This window comes from Actinoplanes sp. NPDC020271 (genome assembly GCF_044388125.1).
GTDB lineage: Bacteria > Actinomycetota > Actinomycetes > Mycobacteriales > Micromonosporaceae > Actinoplanes.
In genome coordinates this window covers 58827-78954 of the sequence record NZ_JBIRWQ010000009.1, presented here as the reverse complement: position 1 = coordinate 78954, position 20128 = coordinate 58827, and the positions used below count along the sequence as shown (strand labels likewise).

Genomic DNA, 20128 nt, shown 5'->3' with positions numbered 1-20128 from the left:
CGCGCCAACGAAACGGTACCGTCCTCGGGGTTACACGTCGATGCGCCCCCGAGGAGACGCGTGTGGAGCCGGTCGGCTCGGATGAGACCCGCCTGCGGATCGCCCGATATCTGGACAGTCCGCCACCGTCGGCGACCCCGCGAGAGCCGGGGATCCAGCTGCCCGACATCGCCGACTACTGGCCGGACGCGCCGCACCGGCAGCGGGCGCTGGGCTGGCGAGGGTTGCTGCCGCACGACTCCGAGCCACTGCCGCTGGACGAGCAGCCGGCCCGGCGGTGGCGGCAACGCCCGGTCGTCCTCACCGGTGTCCTCGCCCTGGTCGTGATCGGCGGCTCGGTCGTGCTGGCCCGGCCGCTGGCCGACACCGACGTCGAACGGCACGAGGCCCGGCCGGTCCCGGTCGTCCCGGCCGAGTCGACGCAGGTGGTCATCCCCCTGGAGCCGAGCCCGTCACCGTCGGTCACGCCGACGACCGCGTTCACGACCACCCCGGTCAAGGCCTCCCCGACCACCCCGCCGGCACCACCGCAGGGCGGGTTCGAGCTGGTCACCGGCGTCGGTGACCTGGTCGTGCGCACAGCCGCGCTGGACGGCGAGGAGTTCCGGGTCAGCGGGCCCGGCGCGGGCACGTTCAGCGGCGGGGTGCTGCGGCTGAGCGCGAAGGCGGACGGCGGCTCCGGCCCGGTCGAGGTCCGGCTCAGCGCCGCGCGGGTCTGGCAACTGCGCGTCGGCGCCGGGACCACATCGGTCACGCTCGACCTGGGTGCCGGCACGGTCAGCCGGATCGACCTGGACGGCGGCGCCGAGCGCATCGACATCGTCCTCGGCGAGCCGGCCACGACCCTGCCGATCCGGATGAGCGGCGGCGTCAGCACGTGGCGGATCCGGACGGCGACCCAGGTCCCGGTCCGGGTGCAGGTGGGCAACGGCGCCGGCGACGTGGTCCTGTACGGGCAGCACTCGGGCGGGGTCGGCGCCGGGACGACGCTGCGCTCCGGCGACCTGGCCGACAGCCCGGGGCTGAACGTGACCGCTGCGGGCGGCCTGGGGAGCCTGGAGATCACGGCGAGCTGAGCATCCGCTCGACGGCGTCGAACGCCGTCGTGTACTCGGCCGGGAGGCTCTCCCGTACCTCCAGGAAATCGGCTCCGGAAAGGAGCCTGGCCGCGGCGGTGAGATAGACGGACCGGTAGGCCGCGACCGTCACCGCCGCCGCGAACCGGGCCCGCACGGAGTCGGGCGCAACCCCCTCGACCTCGGCGAACAGTATCGCGAGCAGATCCTCCAGCTCCTGAAGGAACTCGCGGACGCGCGCCTGCAGGGCCGGCGAGCCGACGACCACCCGGTAGAAATCGGCGTGGCTCTGCTCGGTGTAGCCGCTGAGCGGGTGTCCGCTGGTGAACAGCGAGAGGATCAGGCCGCGCACCGCGGCCGGCACGGTCGCGCCCGGGGGCCGCTCCCGCACCGCCGTGGTGACCAGGTCGATCAGCTCCGGGAAACGGTCGAGTAACAGGTCCTCCTTGCGGGGGAAGTAGTTGAACACCGTCTTCTCCGAGACGCCGGCCGCGGCGGCCACCTCGGCGACGGTCACCGGGTCGAAGCCGCGCCGCAGGAACAGCACGGTCGCGGTGCCGGAGATCAGCTCACGGGTCTGGCGCTTCTTGCGCTCCCGCAGTCCCAGTTCGGTCACGGCAAAACTTTACTTGGCCGAATCTTACAGCCGCAGTATATTTCCGGTGACAGCATCGAAAAGGGGGATGGCGATGACTGACGTCGTAGTGGCCGGAGCCGGGCCGGTCGGCCTGATGCTCGCCTGCGAGCTGCGGCTCGGCGGGGCCGACGTGGTGGTCCTGGAGCGCAACACCGAGATCGACCCGACGATCAAGGCCGGTTACGTCACCGTCCCGGGCGTCGCCGCGCTCGACCGGCGCGGCCTGGCCCCGGCCCTGGAGAAAGCCCGCGACGAGACCCTCGCGCTGATGGGCCTGGCCGGCCGCAGGCCGCCGGGCCGGCCCCGCTTCGCCGGGCACTTCGCCGCGATGCTGCTCGACCCCGACCTGGTCGACTTCGACGACCCGGAGATCGCCGGCGGCTCCCGCCTCGCCGCCCTCGGCCTGGTCAGCCAGCAGCAGCTGGAGGCGATCCTCGAGGAACGCGCCCGCGAGCTCGGCGTGGACGTCCGGCGTGGCGTCACAGTGACCGGTTTCGACCAGGGCGACGCCTCGGTCACGGTCACCACCGGCCACGGCCCGGTCGAGGCCGCCTGGCTGGTCGGCTGCGACGGCGGCCGCAGCCTCGTGCGCAAACTCGCCGGTTTCGACTTCCCCGGCACGGCCCCGGAGATCACCGCCTACCAGGCCATCGCCGACCTGGAACAGACCGAGGGCCTGCGTCCGTCGTGGAACATGACCGCCACCGGGGCGTACGCGTTCGGTCCCTTCCCCGGCCGCATCCTCGTCGCCGAGTTCGACGGTGCGCCCGCCGACCGCACCAGCCCGGTCACGCCCGCGGAACTGCAGGGCGCGATCCGCCGCGTCACCGGCGTCGACGTCGTCGTGACCGGCATCAAAACGGCCACCCGATTCACCGACAACGCCCGCCAGGTGACCGATTATCGTCAGGGCCGGGTGCTGCTCGCCGGGGACGCCGCGCACGTGCACTCCCCGTTCGGCGGCCAGGGGATCAACCTCGGTCTCGGCGACGCCATGAACCTCGGGTGGAAACTGGCCGCCACGGTCCGCGGCTGGGCGCCCGAGGGGCTGCTCGACACGTACACCGCCGAGCGGCACCCGATCGGCGCGGGGGTCCTGGACTGGACACGGGCGCAGATCGCGATCATGCGGCCGGACGCGCACTCCCGCGCCGTCCGTGCCGTGATCGGCGACCTGGCCTCGACCGTCGCCGGCACCACCTACTTCGCCTCCCGGATCGCCGGCGTCCGGCAGAACTACGACCTGCCCGGCGACCATCCGCTGACCGGTCGCAGCGCCCCTGACCTGCTGCTCGACGACGGAACCCGGCTCGGCGACCACCTGCACGACGGGCGGGCGCTGCTGCTCGACCTGGCCGGCGACGCGGCGCTGCGGGCGGCGGCGGCCGGGTGGTCCGACCGGCTCACGGTGCACGCCGCGACGACGTCGGAATCCAAGGCAACCGCGATTTTCGTACGCCCGGACGGGTACGTCGCGTGGGCCTCCGGCGGCGAGCCGGAGGCCGGGGCGGACGCGGGGCCGGACTTCGCCGCGTGGCTCGGTCAGCCGGCCTGACGTGGCGCCGGCCCCACCATTCGCGCGGTCAGCCGGCCTGACGTGGCGCCGGCCCCACCATCGGCGCGGTCAGCCGGCCTGACGTGGTTCCACCGGTGCGGTCAGCCGGCGTAGCGCGGGGCCTGCACGCTGCGGCGGAACTCCACGTGGGCACTCCGGAGCACCCGGTTGAGGCGCTCCAGCTCGGCCTGCGACGGCTCCCGCCGCAGCTGCACGTCGAGCTTGCGCGCCGTCACCGTCGTGCCGCCTCCGCGCCACAACAGTCGTGCCGCCCCGCGCCATACGGTCGTGCCGCCCCCGCGCCGTACGGTCGTGCCGCCTTCGCACCGTCACAGTTCGACGTCCGGGTGGCCGGGCAACGACAGCACCCCGGTCACCCCCTCCGGGAGTGAGGTGTCGACCTTCAGTTCGCCGTCGACGATGTCCCAGGCGACCTCGATCCGTCCGTGCCGCGTTTCCAGCGACGACTTGCACCAGGTCAAACCACCGCCGGGGCGAGGCGCGACCAGCACCCGGGAGTAGCCGGGTTCGAGCGGCGCGATCCCGCCGACGGTGCGGTGCATCCAGTCGGCGACGGCGCCGAGCGCATAGTGGTTGAAGCTGGTCATCTCGCCCGGGTTGACGGTGCCGTCGGGCAGCATCGAGTCCCACCGTTCCCAGATCGTGGTCGCGCCCATCGTCACCGGGTAGAGCCAGGACGGGCATTCGCGTTCGAGCAGCAAGCGGTACGCATCGACGAGGTGCCCGGTCCGGGTCAGCGCGTCGGTGACGTAGGGCGTGCCGGCGAACCCGGTCGACACCCGGTATCCGCTGTCCGCGACGAGCGCCGCCAGCCGCTGTCCCGCGGCCGCCTGCCGATCAGCGTCGAGGAGTTCGAAAACGATTGCCAGCGTGTACGCGGTGGTGCAGTCGGACCGGACAGTCCCGTCCGTGGACACGTACTCCCGGTTGAAGGCTTCCCGGGTCCGCGACGCCGACGCGGTGAACTCGGCCGCGTCGTCGGGGTGGCCCAGCAGCGCCGCGACCTCGGCGACGATCGTCAGCGACCGGTAGTACGCCGCTGTCGCGACCACTCCCGGGTCGGCCTTGGCCTTGGCCGGGGCGTCCGGCGGCGCGTCCGGGTCGAGCCAGTCGCCGAACTGGAACGAGCGGTCCCACACGCCGCTGGGTGAGAGCAGGGTGCGGACGCGCCGCACGTGCGCGGCCATGGACGCGTACTGGGAGGTCAGGATTTTGATCTCGCCGTAGGACTGCCACAGCGCCCACGGCACCCAGACCGCGGCGTCGGACCAGAACGCGGTGCTGTCCGGGTCGGGGAATTCCGGCGGGTGCGGCTGGAACTTGAGGATGTCCGGGATCACGAACGGCACCAGCCCGTCGGCCGCCTGCTGCTCGGCGGCGAGGTCGGCCAGCCAGTCGGCCAGGAAGTCGGAGACGTCGAAGAGGTAGGCGGCCGAGGCGGCGAAGACGGCGATGTCGCCGGTCCAGCCGAGCCGTTCGTTGCGTTGCGGGCAGTCGGTCGGCAGGTCCAGGAAGTTGCCCTTGGTGCTCCACACGACGTTGCGGTGCAGCTGGTTGAGCAGGTCGTCGGAGCACTCGAACGTGCCGGTCCGGCGGAGGGCCGAGTGGACCACGACGGCCTCGAGGTCGTCCGGCACGACAGCGCCGGTGATCTCGGCGTACCGGAAGCCGTGGAACGTCATGGTCGGTTCGAACCGGTCCTCGCCGCCGCTGAGGATGAACCGGTCGGTGGCCTGGGCGTCGCGCAGCGGCCGGGTGCCGAGTTCGCCGTCCTCCAGGACCTCGGCGTGCCGGACCCGGATCTCCGTGCCGGCCGGTCCGGTCGCCGTGAACCGCACCCACCCGACCAGGTTCTGCCCGAAATCGATCAGGGTCCGCCCGGCCGGCGACGTCCAGATCCTCGCCGGCGGCACGGTCTCCTGCCGGGTGACGACCGGCCCGGTGTACGGCGTGAGCCGCCCCGGGTCGAAGTCGAGTTCGCGCACCGGCAGGGACCACTCCGGCGTGGCGGTCCGGTGCCGCGCGTCGATGATCATCCCGTCGTACAGGTCGTCGGCGATGATCTCGGATCCGCCGGCCGTCCACGTCGCGGCGTCGGTGACCACCCGTTGCCGGCGCCCGTCGGTGTAGCGGACGTCGAGTTCCGCGATCACGCCGAGCCGGTCGCCGTAGAAGGCGCGGCCGCCCATGAACCCGAGCCGTCCCCGGTACCAGCCGTTGCCGACCAGTACCGTGAGCACGCTCGTCTCCTCCAGCAGCGCGGTGACGTCGTGGGTGAGGTAGCGCAGCCGGTGTTCGTAGGCGCTCCAGCCGGGGCTGAGCACGTCGTCGCCGACGGCACGCCCGTTGATCCGCGCCTCGTGCACGCCGAGGCTGCTGATCCGCAGGGTGGCGTGGCCGACGGCGCCGTCGACGGTGAACTCGATGCGGAACAGGGGCGCGCTGCCCAGTTCGACGGCCGGGCTGATCATGCGGGCGGTCCACTCGTCACTCATTATGAAACCTTTCAAGCTCACGCTGCGTCAGCCCTTCACCGAGCCGGCGACCATGCCGGACACGATCTGCCGCTGGAAGGCCGCGAACATGATCAGGGGCGGAACGGTGACCAGCAGAATGTCCATGAAGAGCAGGTTGTAGGAGTTGGAGTACTGCCCCTGGAAGGTGAACAGCGTCAATTGCACGGTCGCGTTCTCGTCCCCGGGCAGGAAGTACAACGGGCTCGCGAAGTCGTTCCAGATGAACACCGTCTGCACCACGACGACGGTCACGATGATCGGCCGCAGCAACGGGAGGACGACCCGGAAGAAGAGGCTCACCGGCCCGGCGCCGTCAATCGTCGCCGCCTCGTCCAGCTCCCGCGGAATGCCCGCGACAAAGGCTTGGAAGAGCAGAACACAGAACGCCATCGCGTACGCGATCTCGACCAGGATGAGTCCGGGCATCGTCTTGAACAGGCCGGTTTTCTGGAGCACCCAGATGGTCGGCACCACGGCCGGCGGGATCACCAGTCCGGAGAGGATGACCAGGTTCAGTCCGCTGGTCCAGCGTGACTTGCGGCGCTGCAGGACGAACGCCCCCATCGCGGCGAGGATGACGACCACCGCGACGCTGACCACGGTGAGGATCGTCGAGTTGATGAACGCGACGATCAGCAGATAGTCCCGAGCCTCGAAGACCGCCCGCAGGTTCTGCGCGAACGCCCAGTGACTCGGCCAGGAGAACTGCAGGAACGCCGCGTCCTGCTGCGTCTTCGACGCGGTGAGCAGGATGAACGCGAACGGGATCAGGAAGACCACCGCGAACACGACGATCGCGACGACGCTCAGCGTCCACGAACGTTTCGCCGTCATCTACGCCTCCTTCCGGTTGAAGAACCAGAAGAGCGGCAGCACCAGCACGATGACCAGCAGGAACAACACGACGTTGCCGGCCGTCGAGAGGCCGTAGAAGCCGGCCTGGTACTGCTTGTAGACCACCGACGCCATCACGTCCGAGGTGAAGCCCGGCCCGCCCTTGGTCATCGCCCAGATCAGGTCGAACTTGCGCAGCCCGCCGATCAGCGCCAGCAGGATCACCGACACCGTCGCCGGCCGGGCCAGCGGCAGCGTGACGTTGCGGAACCGCTGCCAGGCACCGGCGCCGTCCATCCGGGCCGCCTCGAAGTACTCACCGGGGACGGAGAGGATGCCGGCCATGTAGATCACCGTGGCCAGGCCGACGCCCTGCCAGACGTCGACCAGGGCCACCGACAGCAGTGCCCAGTGCGGGTCGACCAGCCAGGCCGGCCCGGTGATCCCGGCCAGGTCGAGCGCCTGGTTGAGCACGCCCTTGGTCGGGTGCATCAGCACCTGGAAGGTCAGGCCGACGCCGATCGTGCTGACCAGCACCGGGAAGAACGCCACCGACCGCATGAACCCGCGGCCGAGGATCGGCCCGGTCAGCAGCACGGCCAGGGCCATGCCGAGCACGACCTTGAGCCCGCAGGTCACCACCGCGTACACCAGCGTGTGCCACAGCCCGGAGGCGAGCGCCGGCTCCTTGAAGAACTGCACGTAGTTGTCGAGACCGATGAACTCCTGGTCGAACAGCGTCCACCGGGTCAGGCTGAAATAGAACGCCATCACCGACGGGACCAGGAAGAAGAGCGCGAAGATCACTCCGCCGGGAATCAGGAACCAATAGGGGTACGAGCTCTTCCGCCGCTTCTCCCCGCGAGCCGCCTGCTGAGCGGCGCGGGCCGGCGCCAGGACGGTCGTCATCACCAGCCCTGGAGTCCGAGCTGCTGGGCCTGCTTCTTGACGTCCTCGTCGTAGAGCTCGGCACCGGCGTCGGCGCCCCGGATGCCCGAACCGACCTCGACCGTGATCTGTTCGAGCGCGGGACCCTTGATCGGCGACAGGAACTCCAGCGCCGGCGTCACCGCGCCCGCGTCGACGTACGCGGCAAGGTCTTTGACCGCGGGGGCCACGGTGTCGGGCAGTTTGCAGGTCTTGACGACGAACGGTCCGCCGACCGCGGCCGCGCTCGCGTTGGCCGCGCAGCCCTCGGGCGAGGCCACGAACGCCTGGAACTTCTTGGCCGCCTCGAGCCTGGCGTCCTTGGTGCTCTTCGGAATGTAGATGCCGGACGGCTCCCAGAGCGTGACGCCGTTCTTGCTCTCGTCGGTGCCGGGCATCGCGAAGAAGCCGACGTCGTCGATGTTGTCCGGCGCGGCCGTGGTCAGCGCCGGGATGCCGAACGTGATCATCGGGTAGTGCCCGGCCTTGCCGGTCGCGACCGCGGCCAGGCCCTCGTTGTACTTGGCCGACGCGTAGTCGGCGTTCCAGTAACCGGCCTTCTTCAGCTGCTCCAGATGCCGGAAGCCGGCCAGCGCCGCGGGTGTGGTGGCAAACTTCGCCTGGTTGTTCGTGTACCGCGTGGCGAAGTCGGGGTTCGCGGTGGCGACGTTGTGGTAGTCGGCGAGGACCAGCACCTGCGAGGTCCAGGTCTCGCTGTAGGTCTGCTCGACCGGCGCCACCCCGGCCGCCTTGATCTTCGCGTTGTTGGCCATGAACTGGTCCCACGTCCGGGGGATCTGCAGGCCGAGCTTGGCGTAGAGCGGCTTGTTGTAGAACATGCCGCCGCCGTTCGCGCCACCCCAGGGCGAGCCGTAGACCTCGTTGTTCACGCTGACGACCTGCTTGAACGTCGGGTCGAGGTCGCCGGCCCAGGCCGCGCCGGTCACCGGGGTCAGGTTGGCCTGCGGGGCGATCGCCTGGAACAGCGAGCCGGAGTTGTACTCGAACACGTCGGCCATGTCGCCGGTGGCGAGCCGGGTCTTGATCAGGTTGTCGCCCTCGCTGCCCTGCGGGCGGGTGTCGAGCTTGACGTGGACGGAACTGTCCTTGGCCTCGAACGCCTTGATGACCGCCTCGGCCACCTTCACGTTGGCGGGGTCGTTGTTGGTGAGAAACGTGATCTCGGTCTTGCCGTTCGCGTCGCTGCTCGACCCGAGGGAGCCGGCGCTGCAGCCGGCCAGCGTGAGTATGCCGGCCAGCAGGACCGCGGCACTGAGTCTCATATGAACCTCCGGTTTCGATCAAGTTTGTAGATCGGTCTCCGTGAGGAGATGGCCGTCACAGTAGACCGATCTACAAGACGCGCACAAGACACGTTCCGAAACGTTTCAAGATGCGGAGAACGGTCTACACTCGCGTGCATGTCGATCACCAAGGGCCGAGCGGTCACGATCAGTGACGTCGCTCAGGCCGCAGGCGTGTCCCGTGCGGCCGTCTCCAAGGTCATCCGGAACGCGTACGGCGTGAGCCCGGCCATGCGCAGCCGCGTCGAGGCCGCCATCGAGGACCTCGGCTACCGTCCCAGCGTCGCCGCCCGGGCGCTGCGCGGGTCCAGCTACCGGCTCGGGCTGGAGGTGCCGTACGTCAGCGCGTTCATGACCCAGATCGTCGAGGGCGCCAAACGGGCGGTCGCCGGGACGCCGTACCAGCTGGTCCTGGCCCCGGCCGACGGCCCGGAGCACGGGACGTTCGAGTCCCTGGCCGACGGCATCGTGGACGGCATCATCGCCGTCGCGCCCCTCGTCGACCCGGCCTGGCTGGAAGACCTGGCCACCCGGGTGCCGGTCGTCATGCTCGGCCGCCACGACCGGCCCACCGGCTACGACACGGTGGTCGGCGACGACTACGCCGGCACCCGCGCCGTCATGGATCACCTGCTCACCCTCGGTCACCGCCGGATCGCGCACCTCACCGAGGCGGAGACGATGACCGTGCCCGGCTGCGGAACCCCGCACGCGATCCGGCTCGAGGTCTACCGCACCTGCCTGGCCGAGGCGGGCCTGGCCGAGCTGACCCGGGTTGCCCGCCGCGACCACACCCCGGACAGCGCCCAGCGGGTCACCGCGCGGTTGCTCGCCCAGCCGGACCCGCCGACCGCGATCTTCGCCGGCCACGACGACATCGCCCTCGGGGTCCTCGCCGCGGTCGCCGCCGCCGGTCGCCGCGGCTCGGTCGCCGTCGTCGGCTACGACAACACCGACATGGCCGCCCACCCGCTGATCGACCTGACCTCGGTCGACCAGGAAGGCGTGGAGATGGGGTCACAGGCCGCGACCATGCTGCTGGAACGTCTCCAGGGGCGGACCGAGCCGCGCAGCTGGACCGCCACCACCACCCTCACGGTCCGCGGCTCGACCATGCCCCCGGCCGCGTAGCAATCCGCTCAGACCACGGTGCAGGGAACACCGTTGAGGGTGAACGCGGCCGGTTCGGCGGTATTGCCCGTATGGGTGGCCTGGAAGCCGATCTCGACGGTCGCCCCGGGAGCGATCGTGCCGTTGTAGTCGACGTTGCGGGCGTTCACCTGACCGCTGGCGGGCGAGAAGGTCGCGTTCCAGCCGGAGGTGATCGACTGACCGGGGGGCAGGGTGAAGCTCAGCGTCCAGCCGTCGATGGCCGAGGTTCCGGCGTTGGTGATGCTGACGGTCGCCGTGAAGCCGGAACTCCAGGTGCTCATCGTGTAGGCGACCCGGGGGCCGGCTCCCCCGGCGGGCGACGAACTGACCGAAGGGCTGGGGGTGATCGTGCCGTTCACGCTGGTCACGAGCGTTGTCACGCTACGGGCGGGCAGGGTGACGGTGACCGACCCGTTCACCATGCCGAGCGCGCTCTGGGGCGCGACGTTCCGGCTCCCGTCGGTCACCCAGTTGGCGACGCTGCCGGACGCGGTGGTGCCGGCCAGGGTGAACTGCTGGCTCACCGACGAGGTGTTCTTGTTGACGGCGACGATGACGACGGTGTCGGCGCTCCGGTAGGCCGAGACGTAGACGTTCGTCGCCGGATTCGCGGTCGCGTCGATCCGCACGTATCCGGGGCGCACGAACCGGGCGAACTGCGCCATGACGGCGCCGCGTTTGCTGATCTGGCCGTCCTCCCGCATGGGGCCGTAGCTGCGTCGCAGATACCACCAGACGTACGTCTGGAACCCGGCGTCCACCATGGCGTGGTGCATGTGCTCGCCCACGTCGAGCGCCCCCGGCCAGGCATCGGCCGAATCGGTGCTGTTCGGGTAGTAGACCTCGGTCATCCAGAGCTCTTTGCCCGCCCCTTTCTGCTGGAACAGCGGGTAGGGGAAGTTGCTGTACGACGTGCCGTAGAGGTGGGCGCCGATGATGTCCACGTTGGCCAGCGCCGTGGCGTCGTTGAGAATCGGGTCCGACATCGACTTGACGTACTGGAACGATTCCGGCGCGATGACCCGGGTGCTGATCGAGCCGGCGTTCGCCCGCAGGAACTGCACGATCTCCGCGGCGGTCCACCACGTCCACGTCGACGCGTAGTCGGGCTCGTTCTGCACCGAGATGGCGTACAGGTTGACGCCGTTGTTGCGCATGTAGGTGGTGAAGTCGTTCAGGTGCTGGGCGTACGCGGCGTACGAGCTGTACTTGAGGCGCTTCGCGTTGGTCTGGCTGCCGTGGGTGAAGGTCTCGGTCATGCCGGCCGGAGGGTTCCACGGCGAGGCGAAGACGGTCGCCCCGAGCGCGACGGCGCGCTGAGCCGTCGCCAGGTCACGGCCCCAGTCCGCCTGGTTCTCGCCGACCGGGATCCGGAGCACCGAGAACCCGAGGTGGCCGTCGCCGGTGCCGAACGCGGTGTCCCGCTGGGCCGCGGTCAGGTCACCGATCCAGGCCGCGTGGGCCATGGCACCGAAACCGCGGATAGTCTGCCGCGGTGCGGACGGGTTGATGTTCGCCGCTGCTGCCGAGGCCTCGGTGGCCCCGATGATCGACGCGGCGACCGTCACGACCGGCAGGGCTCCCATCGTCGTCAGAACCGTTCGGCGCCTCAGTCGCCGGGGCGCGGCAATCACCGGCTGTTCGTCGCTCTGTGTCATGTCTGGTCCCTTGCGGTGGGGATGTCTGCGGGGCGATCCCGACGGGGAATTGGGAGCGCTCCCAATGGGGAATCGGAACGTTACCAGCTCGTTTCCGCCTCCTCCAGCAGAAGTCCGCAACGAATTTGCCGCGCCCCTGAATGGCCTGCACAACGCATACGAGGCCGACTTATAACAAATTCCGGGCGATTAAAATTCGTGCTATCTGCTCACCCTCAGGGGCGGGCGGCCGCGCCGGTCGTGCCGTCACCACCGAAGCCCTGAGCCGCGGCCACACCGTCACCGCTGTCCTGCGGGACCCGGCGCGGCATCCCGACATCGACGGCGTCCGCGGTGACGTCACCGACCCCGAGCAGGTCGCCGCGCTCGTGAAGGGGAGCGACGCGGCGGTCAACGCGGTCAGCCCGGCGTCCGGGCCGGAGTAACCGGCCCGGCTCGACCTGGACCCGGAGTTCTTCGCCGAGGCCGCGGACGCGCTGATCGCCTCCGGGGTGCCGCGGATCGTCGCGGTGGGGCTGGTCAGCAATCTGGACGGCGCGCCGGCGACGCCGGAGCCGTTCCAGCCGTTCACCCGGGCGCACGCGGCGGGACCGGAGCGACCGCGGGCGTCGGAGGCCGACTGGGTGATGCTGACCCCGCCGATGACGCTGTCACCGGACAGCCCACGGCGCGGCACCTACGGGACCGGCGGCGAGACGTTCGTCGACGGGCATCTGTCGTACGCCGATCTCGCCGTTGCCGTCGTCGATCAGATCGGGGAACCGGCCCCGCACGGCACGCGCGCGACGATCGTCACCGTGGACTGATCGTCGTGCGGCCGCCCGGCGCGCCGTAGAGCCACAGCGTCCCGGGCGGCGGCGCCGGCAGCGCGTCCCGCAACAGCGCGCTCAGCGCCTGCCCGAGTTCGGCGATCGGCCCCACGTCATACGCGTGATCGCCCCGGAACACCAGGTGCCAGTCGTCGGCCTGGCCGGGCGTCCGGGCCGGACGGTCGCGCAGCCGGGCCGCGGTGTCCTCGAACAGTTCGGCGAGTTCCGCACGGTCCTCGGCGGCGAGGCCGAGTGCGACGTCGAAGAACAGGTCACTGAACATCGCCTGGGTGCGCAGATCCTCCACACGCCCGTCCCACCAGCTCGGACGATGCTCGGGCGGGATGCCCTCGACATCGCGCAGAAGCTGGCCGAGCAGGATCGACAGGGCGCCGTCGTACGCCCAGATCTCGCGGACCGGATCCGGAAGGTCCGGCGGCGGTCCCCCATAGCAGCCGATCGACCTGGTTTTGCTCACCGATCCATGGTCGCGTATTCCCGCTCACGGCACGAGGAGCAACCGGATGGGATTACCCTCCTTCTGGTCGAGCCGGCGAACGGCTTCGGCGGCCTGGGCGAGCGGCAGGATCCCGCTGACCGACCGGGAGAACTCCAGCCGGTTCAGCGCGACCAGCGACAACAGTTCGAGGACGCTCTCCGGTCCGGAGCCGTAGTGGCCGCGCACCTGCTGTTCCAGGTAGCTGAAACGGGTGCCGTCCGGAATGGTCAGCGGCTGGTCGGTGAGCCCGACCAGGATCAGCTTGCCCCAGCGGGCGAGGCTGCGGGCGGCCTGCACACGCACCGGCGCGACCCCGGCGAAGTCGAACGCGTAAGCCAGCCCGGTCCCGCCGGTCGCCTCCCCGACCAGGCTCGCGAACTCCTTGTCGGCCGGGTCGAGGGCCAGGTCGGCGCCGAACTGCAGAGCGCGTTCGCGGGCGCCGGGCAGCGGGTCGACGGCGATGATCGGGGCCGCGCCGATCATCCGGAGCAGCTGGACGGCGTGCGCACCGAGTCCGCCGACGCCCCAGACGCCGACCGCCCGGGCGGCCTGCACGCCGGCGGTCGCGGTGATCGCCGCCCACGGGGTGGAGACCGCGTCCGGGATGAAGCAGGCCTGCTCGAACGAGAGCGTGTCCGGGATCGGGACGACAGTGGCGGCGCTGGAGACCGCGTACTGCGCCCAGCCGCCGTCGTAGTCGACGCCCCGGGTCAGCACGGCCCCGCCGGCGATCTCCCCGGCCTGCAGCAGCACCCGCTCGCCGACGGTCAGCCCGGTGACCCCGGCACCGACCTCGTCGATCACACCGGCCGTCTCGTGGCCGAGGGTGACGCTGTCGCCGGACAGGTAGAGCGGCTTGAGCATGCCCTGGATCAGGTGCACGTCGGAGAGGCACACGCCGGCGGCGCGCACCGCGATCCGGACCTGGCCGGGCCCGGCGTGCGGCTCTTCCACCTCCTCGACGGCGAACTTCCCGGTGGAAACGTTCAGACGGCCAGCCAGCATTTCCCGATTCCTCCGAATTTCGACTTCCTTTGATCAAATGCGTACCACGAATCCGGTCTGTCCGTGCCAGGGACATGCCAGTCGCATGCCAGCCGGCCGGGTCAGGCTCCGGTCATGGAGACGATGATCGGAAGGGTCACGTCCGGGGACGGGACGACGATCAGCTTCCTCGAGTACGGCACGGGCCCGGGACTGGTGCTCGTCCCCGGCAACAATCGGCGGGCCCATCACTACGGCACCCTGGCCGGACTGCGGGCCGGCCGGCCGGATTCCTGCGGCTCACGTCGCCGGTCTGAACGCCGCCCGGCAGTCCGGAGTTGTTCCGTCGACAGCCGTTTCGCCCGAGGGCCGCATCGTGACAATGCGGCCCTCGACCAAGGGGATTGCGGTTCGCCTACGGGTGGTGCGGGGTGATTGCCGGGGCCGGCGGGTTCTGCTTGACCGGTGGGGCGTGGTGGACCACCGTCCCGTGAGTCCGGTGGACCTTGCCGGGAACGCTCGTCACGTGGCTGTGGTGAGCCTGGACGTGATGGGCCCTGGTGTGCATTCCCGTGGTGTGCCTGTGGTGCGTCTTGCTCGACATACTCGTGCAGTGGTGCTGGTGACAGGTCGCCGTCGCCGGGTGCGATCCCACGGGGACGGTACCGGCCAGAGCCGGCCCGGCGCTGACGGCCAGACCGGCGGCCACCGTCAGTCCGGACATGACGAGCCCGCGCATCGACATGCGCATGCGATCACCTTTTCCGTGATTGCGGTAATTGCGGACGAACCGACAATACGAGTTCTGCCGAGTTTCGCCGCCGAAACGCGGAAACACGATCAGGCGATCTCTAAAGTGCAATTCTCATCGTTTTCTCATCTTTGACGTCCATCAATCAGGGGCAGTATTTCCGGACGCGCGTCGATGGGGCCGCCGACCGCACGCGAAAGCCGGCCGAGCCCGCCCGGAGGTCAGCCCGGCAGGCCCGTGGTGGCCCGGGCGAGCAGGCGGTCCGGACCCGCGCCGCCGGCACCGGCCTGCTCGTTGGCCCAGGCCACCGCGTTGATCACGGTCAGCACGTCGTCGACGCCGGCGATCGCGCGCAGCCGGCCACGCAGCGCCGAGCCGGGATCGGCGGTGTCGAGCAGGACTCGACGCGCCATGAACACCTGCGGGACCAGGTCACCGCGGCGAACGGGCGGAACGCGGCCTGGCCCCCCGTTCGCCGGCGGCCGAGGAGCGTTCACGGACCACGGCGCTCCTGCTTGATCCGGTCCGAGGCTCGGGCCCGCCGGGCGTCAGACGCCGAACTTCCGCTTCGCCTCCGGCGTGACCGGCGTGAACAGGTTGACCAGAGTGCCGTCGGGGTCACGAACCAGCATCGACCGGTTGCCCCACGGCATCGTCGTCGGCGGCATGACCGGGTCGGCCTCGACCGCGTCGACGTCCGCGACCAGGAATTCCAGGATCTTCTCGTCCGGGCGCACGAAACCCGGGACCGTGGAGGCGCCGGCGATCGCCAGGGTGGCCGTGCCGGTGGCGATCTCGGCGAACTCGGGCGTGAAACTCTTCGCCGGGATGCCGGTGATCTGCTCGTAGAAGGCGATGAGGCGGGCGACGTCGCCGGTGACGACTCGGGTGGAAACGAAGTTCATGCCGGCGACGGTAGGCGTGATACTGGACAGAATCCGCCCACTATCTTGGTGGACGTGACCCGGCCCACCGCTCGCGTGCTGACCCTGCTGGAACTGTTGCAGTCCGGCGGGGTGCGCACCCTCGCCGACCTCGCCGAACGGCTCGGCGTCGACGCGCGCACCGTCCGCCGCTACGTCCAGCACCTCATCGACCTGGACATTCCGGTGGAGTCGGTGCGCGGGCGCTACGGCGGATACCGGCTCGCGCGCGGCCACCGACTGCCGCCGCTGATGTTCGGCGACGACGAAGCGCTGGCCGTGCTCCTCGGGCTGACCGGCCGGTCGAGCACCGCGGCCGAGACCGCCGCCGCGAAGTTGCGCCGCGTCCTGCCGGCACGGCTCGACGCCGTCCGCGACGCGCTCGCCTCCACCGCGCCGGCCGCTGACGCGCCCGACGGCACCATCCTCCTGCCGCTGGCGGTCGCGGTCCGCGATCATCAACCGGTCCGCCTCGACGACAGGACCTTCTTCCCGTACGGCGTCGTGGTCCACCGAGGTCGCTGGTACGTGACCGGTTTCGATCCGGCCGCCGGAGCGCCCCGGTCGTTCCGCCTGGACCGCATCGCCCAGGTCCGTGGGCTGCCCGGCTCGTTCGACCCACCACCACCCGGCTACGACCCCGCCGCGGCCCTGCTCGCCGGTTTCGCCACCGCCCCCTACCGGCACGAGATCCGCCTGCGCGTCGAGACGACGCCCGCCCACCTCCGCACCCGCCTCCCGGCCAGCCTGGCCGTGATCGGCTCCGCTGACGGCCCGTGGCTCCACGTCGAGATGCGCGTGGAGAGCCTGGACTGGGTCCCCGCCGTCCTCGCCTCGCTCGACCGTCCTTTCGTCATCGACGACCCACCCGAGCTGCGCCCCCTGGTCGCCGCCCTCGCGGCGAGACTGGCCGGCTATGCGGCGAACGGCGATCACCTCGCCGGCTGAGGGGACGGCGGTGGCCGTACCCGATAATCGGGGTTGTCTGTGGTCCTTGCGGTGACGGGCGTGCGAGCATCGTCGTCCGAGCTGGGGTGATGGAGGGAACATGCGGACGGTGACTCGGCGGGTCACGCTGCGGCGGGCGGATCTCGAAGGGTCGGTGTGCGTCGTCCCGGAGGAGATCGCCGAGGTGCTCGGCGGGCAGGGGCCGGTGATGGTCGTCCTGGAGCACCGGGTGAAGGGGGTCACGCCGATCCGGGAGGTCTTCGAGGCCGGCCTGGAGCAGGACATCGAGTGGCGGCTGACCGGGATCGCCTGGCCGACCGGGATGCAGAGCGGCATGTTCGTGACGATCTCGTGGCAGCAGGGCCGGGACGCGGTGGTGATGCGGACCAAGGTGCTCGATGACCCGCTGCGCATCGACGGGGTCAACTACTACCACGAGTACGACCCGAAGGTCGTGACCAGGGACTTCGACCCGCGCCCGTCGAACCGTGGGCAGGTGTTGAAGGCGATCCGCAAGCTCGGGCGCGTCTTCGACGACGGCAGCGCGGTGTTCCCCGAGGAGAACCTGGCCAAGCAGGCCGGGCTGGGCCGTGGGCAGAAGGGCGCGTTCCTGCTGAAGAACGCGGTCGACCAGCTGATCCGGGAGGGTTACATCACCCGGGTGGCGGGCAGCATCGACGCGAGCGGGCATCCCTCCTATCCGCTGGTGGAGGAGGACGAGCCGGTGGACCTGCTGTTCTACGCGCCGCTGGTCGACCCGGCGCCGCACCCGAGCGAGCCTGACGACGAGGACGGGGAGCACGCCGACCGGCGGGAGCACTGGGTGAAGGGATTCATCCGGAAACTGCCGCCGGGGGCGCAGCCGTCGGAGAAGCAGATGGCCGCCTACCTGCGGGCGGTGGAGAACGAGCAGATCGACGAGGACGCGCTGGCGCCCGGGTACACGTTCGTCAAGAAGCACCACCGCCACGGCTGATCTCCCGCAGCGCGTCGAGCACGGTGCGGACGGCGGCGCGGTGCAGGGTCTCCGGGCGGGTGAGTACGTCGACGTACCGGCCGGTGGGCAGGCCGGCGAGTGGCCGCAGGACCACCCGCGGGTCGGGCACGCTGGTGTGACCGGGCAGCAGGGCCAGCCCGGCGCCGACGGCGACCATCGACGCGACGACGGTGAACTCGTTGATGTGATGCACGACGTCGAGCGGGCGCCCGGCGGCTGCGGCGATCGCCGTCAGTGCCCCGCCGACCGGGAAGCCCTCGTGGGTGCTGATCCATCGCTGACCCGCCACATCCACGGCCGTGAGCTGTGGTTTCGTGGCGAGCGGCGAGTCCGCGGCCATTGCCACGTAGATCGGCTCGTGGATCAGCGGCACGACCGTCACCCGGTCGGCCGGCCACGGCGGGTGCTGGGCGAGGCGGTGCGCGACGACCAGGTCGTAGTCGCCGACCAGGCTCGGGAAGTCGGCCTGCGCGACGTCCTCGTCCGAGCACCGCACATTGCCGAGCCGCTGGACGAGCAGCGGGAACCAGGTGAGCGCGGCGCTGTGGAACGCGCAGACGGTGACCGGGGACGACGGGTCGTCGAGGTAGGCGCCGACAGCCCGGTCGGCCCGATCAAGAGCGGTCATCACCTCGACGGCGGCGGCCGCCAGGGCACGCCCGGCCGCGGTCAGGACGAGCCGGCGGCCGCTGCGTTCGGTGAGCGGCACCCGGGCCGAGCGCTGCAGCGTGTTCAACTGCTGGGACACCGCGGACGGCGTGATGTGCAGCGCGCGGGCGACCGCGGCCACGCTCCCCCGGTCCCCCAGCTCGCGCAACAACCGCAAGTGATGCGGATCCATCAGGCCTCACTACATCGTCGATTCAGCGGATGCCGTCTTGTCTACCGGATCGGTGTCCCCGACGCTCAGCGTGTGCCGACAAACCGCCTCGGCGACGTCCTCCTGCTGGCCGTCGCCATCGTCTGGGGCAGCAGCTACCTGACCGCGAAAACCCTCACGGTCGCCGGTGGCGTGCTGATCCTGCTCGCGTTGCGCTTCCTGATCTCGGCGGCGGCGATGCTGCCGATCCTCGCCTTCCGGCGACCCACCCGGCCCGAGCTGGGCACCGGCCTGCTGCTGGGCGTCACCCAGGCATCGGTCCTGGTGATGGAGACGTACGGCATCTCCCGCACCAGCGCCACGAACGCCGGCGTGCTGATCAGCCTGACGATCCTGCTCACCCCGATCCTGGAAGGTCTCGTCTCGCGGCGGTTCCTGCCGCGCTCGTTCTTCCTGGCCGCGGCCACCGCCACGCTCGGCGTGATCCTGCTCGTGGCCGGGCCGGGGCTGCGGACGCCGTCGATCGGGGACGCGCTGATGCTCGGGGCGGCCGTGATCCGGGCGGTGCACGTGACGCTGTCGGCCCGGTTGACGCGGGACCGGCCGTACAACTCGGGAGTGCTGACCGCCCTGCAGACCCTGACCGGGGCGGTGCTGTTCGCGCCGGCGCTGGTCGCCGGCTCGTGGTCCTACCGGCCGAGCCAGTGGCTGGCGGTCACCTACCTGGCGCTCGGGTGCAGCGTGTTCGCGTTCGTGGTGCAGCTGTGGGCGATCCGGCGCACGTCGGCCTCCCGGGCCAGCCTGCTGCTGGGCACCGAGCCGGTGTGGGCGGTGCTGTTCGGGGTCGCGCTGGCCGGCGACCGGTTGACGCCGGTCGCGGTGGCCGGGATCGCGCTGGTGCTGGCCGGCACGTTCTACGGCCAGCGCCTGGAGACCCGCTCCCGCTCAGCGCCGACCGAGCCACTCGTGCCGGCCTGAACCACGGGTACGCGAGGCCCGCTGCGGGTCCGGGCAGCAGCGCGGCCCGCCGCCCCGGCCGGCTCGCACGGTGGTTGTCCGGCCCGGGCAACCACGGGTGCGAGCCGGCCGGAACCTCGCACCGGCGCTGCCCGCCGACCCGAACGGGCCTCGCGTCCGGCCCACGAGGGTTATCCGAAGTCGCGGTGTTTGATTTTGGCTCGGCGGCCGTCGGGGTGGTGCCAGACCAGGCCCTCGTACTGGGGGTGGGCGAGGATCCACGAGCGCAGGCCGTCGAGGTCGAGCGGGACGTCGAAGCGCTCGGCGTCGGCGTGGGCGATCAGCTCGTGACCGGCCGTACGCTCCGGGTTGCCGTTGATCTTCGGGCCGACCAGCTCGTAGGTTCCCGGCTTCCAGCCGGTGGAACGGGCGACCGCCTCGACGTGGCAGCTCGCATACGACGACTGGGCGATCGGCTCCCAGCCGACGGTCTTGCCGGTGGTCTCGTCGGTCATGACCGGGCGGTAGCCGGGCGGGCGGGTGCGGCCGGGGCGGACCTCGCGCCGGGCCCACCACACGCCGTCGTCGTCGAGGAGAACGCACGTCCCGTCGTACTTCCGGGTGGCGACTCCCTCCCCGGCCAGCACCCACGCGCACTCGGGGTCGGCCTCGGGCAGCACCCGCTTGCGGTCCTGCGGGTCACGCTGGAACAGCGTCGGAATCTTGCGCATGTCGGCATCCTCGCAGGCCCGTCCAGCGA

20 protein-coding genes and 1 pseudogene are annotated in these 20128 nt (G+C 70.7%); 7 read left to right on the top strand and 14 right to left on the bottom strand.

Features of this window, described 5'->3' with window-relative positions; genetic code table 11:
- Positions 1-62: 62 nt before the first annotated feature.
- Complete coding sequence (locus ACH442_RS21175) at positions 63-1076, top strand: hypothetical protein (RefSeq protein ID WP_396339776.1); 1014 nt, start codon at positions 63-65, stop codon at positions 1074-1076.
- On the opposite strand, the gene ACH442_RS21170 is transcribed toward ACH442_RS21175, so the two are convergent.
- Positions 1063-1692, bottom strand: a complete 630-nt coding sequence (locus ACH442_RS21170) for a TetR/AcrR family transcriptional regulator (protein ID WP_396339775.1) — start codon at positions 1690-1692, stop codon at positions 1063-1065. The genes ACH442_RS21175 and ACH442_RS21170 overlap by 14 nt on opposite strands.
- Positions 1693-1765: 73 nt before the next feature.
- On the opposite strand from ACH442_RS21170, the gene ACH442_RS21165 reads away from it, so the two are divergent.
- Complete coding sequence (locus ACH442_RS21165) at positions 1766-3268, top strand: FAD-dependent oxidoreductase (RefSeq protein WP_396339774.1); 1503 nt, start codon at positions 1766-1768, stop codon at positions 3266-3268.
- Positions 3269-3369: 101 nt separating this feature from the next.
- On the opposite strand, the gene ACH442_RS21160 is transcribed toward ACH442_RS21165, so the two are convergent.
- The 5 genes from ACH442_RS21160 to ACH442_RS21140 form a co-directional block, all read right to left on the bottom strand.
- The gene (locus ACH442_RS21160; protein WP_396339773.1) at positions 3370-3504 is read right to left on the bottom strand and encodes a hypothetical protein; all 135 of its coding nucleotides are present in this window, start codon (positions 3502-3504) and stop codon (positions 3370-3372) included.
- Between the two features lie 93 nt (positions 3505-3597).
- On the bottom strand, positions 3598-5784 hold the full coding sequence (locus ACH442_RS21155; RefSeq protein ID WP_396339772.1) for a family 78 glycoside hydrolase catalytic domain: 2187 nt from the start codon (positions 5782-5784) through the stop codon (positions 3598-3600).
- A 27-nt stretch (positions 5785-5811) separates the two neighbouring features.
- On the bottom strand, positions 5812-6639 hold the full coding sequence (locus tag ACH442_RS21150; RefSeq protein WP_396339771.1) for a carbohydrate ABC transporter permease: 828 nt from the start codon (positions 6637-6639) through the stop codon (positions 5812-5814).
- On the bottom strand, positions 6640-7548 hold the full coding sequence (locus ACH442_RS21145) for a carbohydrate ABC transporter permease (protein ID WP_396339770.1): 909 nt from the start codon (positions 7546-7548) through the stop codon (positions 6640-6642). It abuts the gene before it with no gap.
- Positions 7548-8849, bottom strand: coding sequence for an ABC transporter substrate-binding protein (locus ACH442_RS21140; RefSeq protein ID WP_396339769.1), 1302 nt, complete (start codon positions 8847-8849; stop codon positions 7548-7550). The genes ACH442_RS21145 and ACH442_RS21140 overlap by 1 nt, the downstream gene beginning before the upstream one ends.
- Positions 8850-8987: 138 nt before the next feature.
- Between ACH442_RS21140 and ACH442_RS21135 the strand changes: the two genes are divergently transcribed.
- Positions 8988-10001 carry a LacI family DNA-binding transcriptional regulator gene (locus ACH442_RS21135; RefSeq protein ID WP_396339768.1) on the top strand — a complete coding sequence of 338 codons (1014 nt, stop codon included), beginning with the start codon at positions 8988-8990 and terminating at the stop codon, positions 9999-10001.
- Positions 10002-10009: 8 nt separating this feature from the next.
- Here ACH442_RS21135 and ACH442_RS21130 read toward each other — a convergent pair whose 3' ends face one another.
- Complete coding sequence (locus ACH442_RS21130; protein WP_396339767.1) at positions 10010-11608, bottom strand: cellulose binding domain-containing protein; 1599 nt, start codon at positions 11606-11608, stop codon at positions 10010-10012.
- A 212-nt stretch (positions 11609-11820) separates the two neighbouring features.
- Between ACH442_RS21130 and ACH442_RS21125 the strand changes: the two are divergent.
- Positions 11821-12486, top strand: a pseudogene (locus ACH442_RS21125) (NAD(P)-dependent oxidoreductase).
- On the opposite strand, the gene ACH442_RS21120 reads toward ACH442_RS21125, so the two are convergent.
- The 5 genes from ACH442_RS21120 to ACH442_RS21100 all read right to left on the bottom strand — a co-directional run bounded on the left by ACH442_RS21120 (position 12473) and on the right by ACH442_RS21100 (position 15628).
- Positions 12473-12967 carry a hypothetical protein gene (locus ACH442_RS21120; RefSeq protein ID WP_396339766.1) on the bottom strand — a complete coding sequence of 165 codons (495 nt, stop codon included), beginning with the start codon at positions 12965-12967 and terminating at the stop codon, positions 12473-12475. The pseudogene ACH442_RS21125 and the gene ACH442_RS21120 overlap by 14 nt on opposite strands.
- A 24-nt stretch (positions 12968-12991) precedes the next feature.
- A complete protein-coding gene (locus ACH442_RS21115; RefSeq protein WP_396339765.1) occupies positions 12992-13993 on the bottom strand; it encodes a zinc-binding dehydrogenase in 1002 nt (333 codons plus the stop codon).
- A gap of 394 nt (positions 13994-14387) precedes the next feature.
- Complete coding sequence (locus ACH442_RS21110) at positions 14388-14723, bottom strand: hypothetical protein (protein ID WP_396339764.1); 336 nt, start codon at positions 14721-14723, stop codon at positions 14388-14390.
- Between the two features lie 221 nt (positions 14724-14944).
- Positions 14945-15136: a hypothetical protein gene (locus ACH442_RS21105; RefSeq protein ID WP_396339763.1), complete on the bottom strand. Its 192-nt coding sequence runs from the start codon at positions 15134-15136 to the stop codon at positions 14945-14947.
- Between the two features lie 135 nt (positions 15137-15271).
- Complete coding sequence (locus ACH442_RS21100) at positions 15272-15628, bottom strand: VOC family protein (RefSeq protein WP_396339762.1); 357 nt, start codon at positions 15626-15628, stop codon at positions 15272-15274.
- A 54-nt stretch (positions 15629-15682) separates the two neighbouring features.
- Here ACH442_RS21100 and ACH442_RS21095 point away from each other — a divergent pair, with 54 nt between their 5' ends.
- Positions 15683-16594, top strand: a complete 912-nt coding sequence (locus ACH442_RS21095; RefSeq protein ID WP_396339761.1) for a helix-turn-helix transcriptional regulator — start codon at positions 15683-15685, stop codon at positions 16592-16594.
- Between the two features lie 100 nt (positions 16595-16694).
- Positions 16695-17570, top strand: a complete 876-nt coding sequence (locus tag ACH442_RS21090; protein WP_396339760.1) for a hypothetical protein — start codon at positions 16695-16697, stop codon at positions 17568-17570.
- On the opposite strand, the gene ACH442_RS21085 is transcribed toward ACH442_RS21090, so the two are convergent.
- Positions 17545-18432 (bottom strand): LysR family transcriptional regulator, encoded by an 888-nt coding sequence (locus ACH442_RS21085; RefSeq protein WP_396339759.1) that lies wholly within the window; start codon positions 18430-18432, stop codon positions 17545-17547. The genes ACH442_RS21090 and ACH442_RS21085 overlap by 26 nt on opposite strands.
- A 72-nt stretch (positions 18433-18504) precedes the next feature.
- Here ACH442_RS21085 and ACH442_RS21080 point away from each other — a divergent pair, with 72 nt between their 5' ends.
- Positions 18505-19389, top strand: coding sequence for a DMT family transporter (locus ACH442_RS21080; RefSeq protein WP_396339758.1), 885 nt, complete (start codon positions 18505-18507; stop codon positions 19387-19389).
- 170 nt (positions 19390-19559) lie between these two features.
- On the opposite strand, the gene ACH442_RS21075 is transcribed toward ACH442_RS21080, so the two are convergent.
- Positions 19560-20099 (bottom strand): hypothetical protein, encoded by a 540-nt coding sequence (locus ACH442_RS21075; protein WP_396339757.1) that lies wholly within the window; start codon positions 20097-20099, stop codon positions 19560-19562.
- Between the last annotated feature and the right edge of the window lie 29 nt (positions 20100-20128).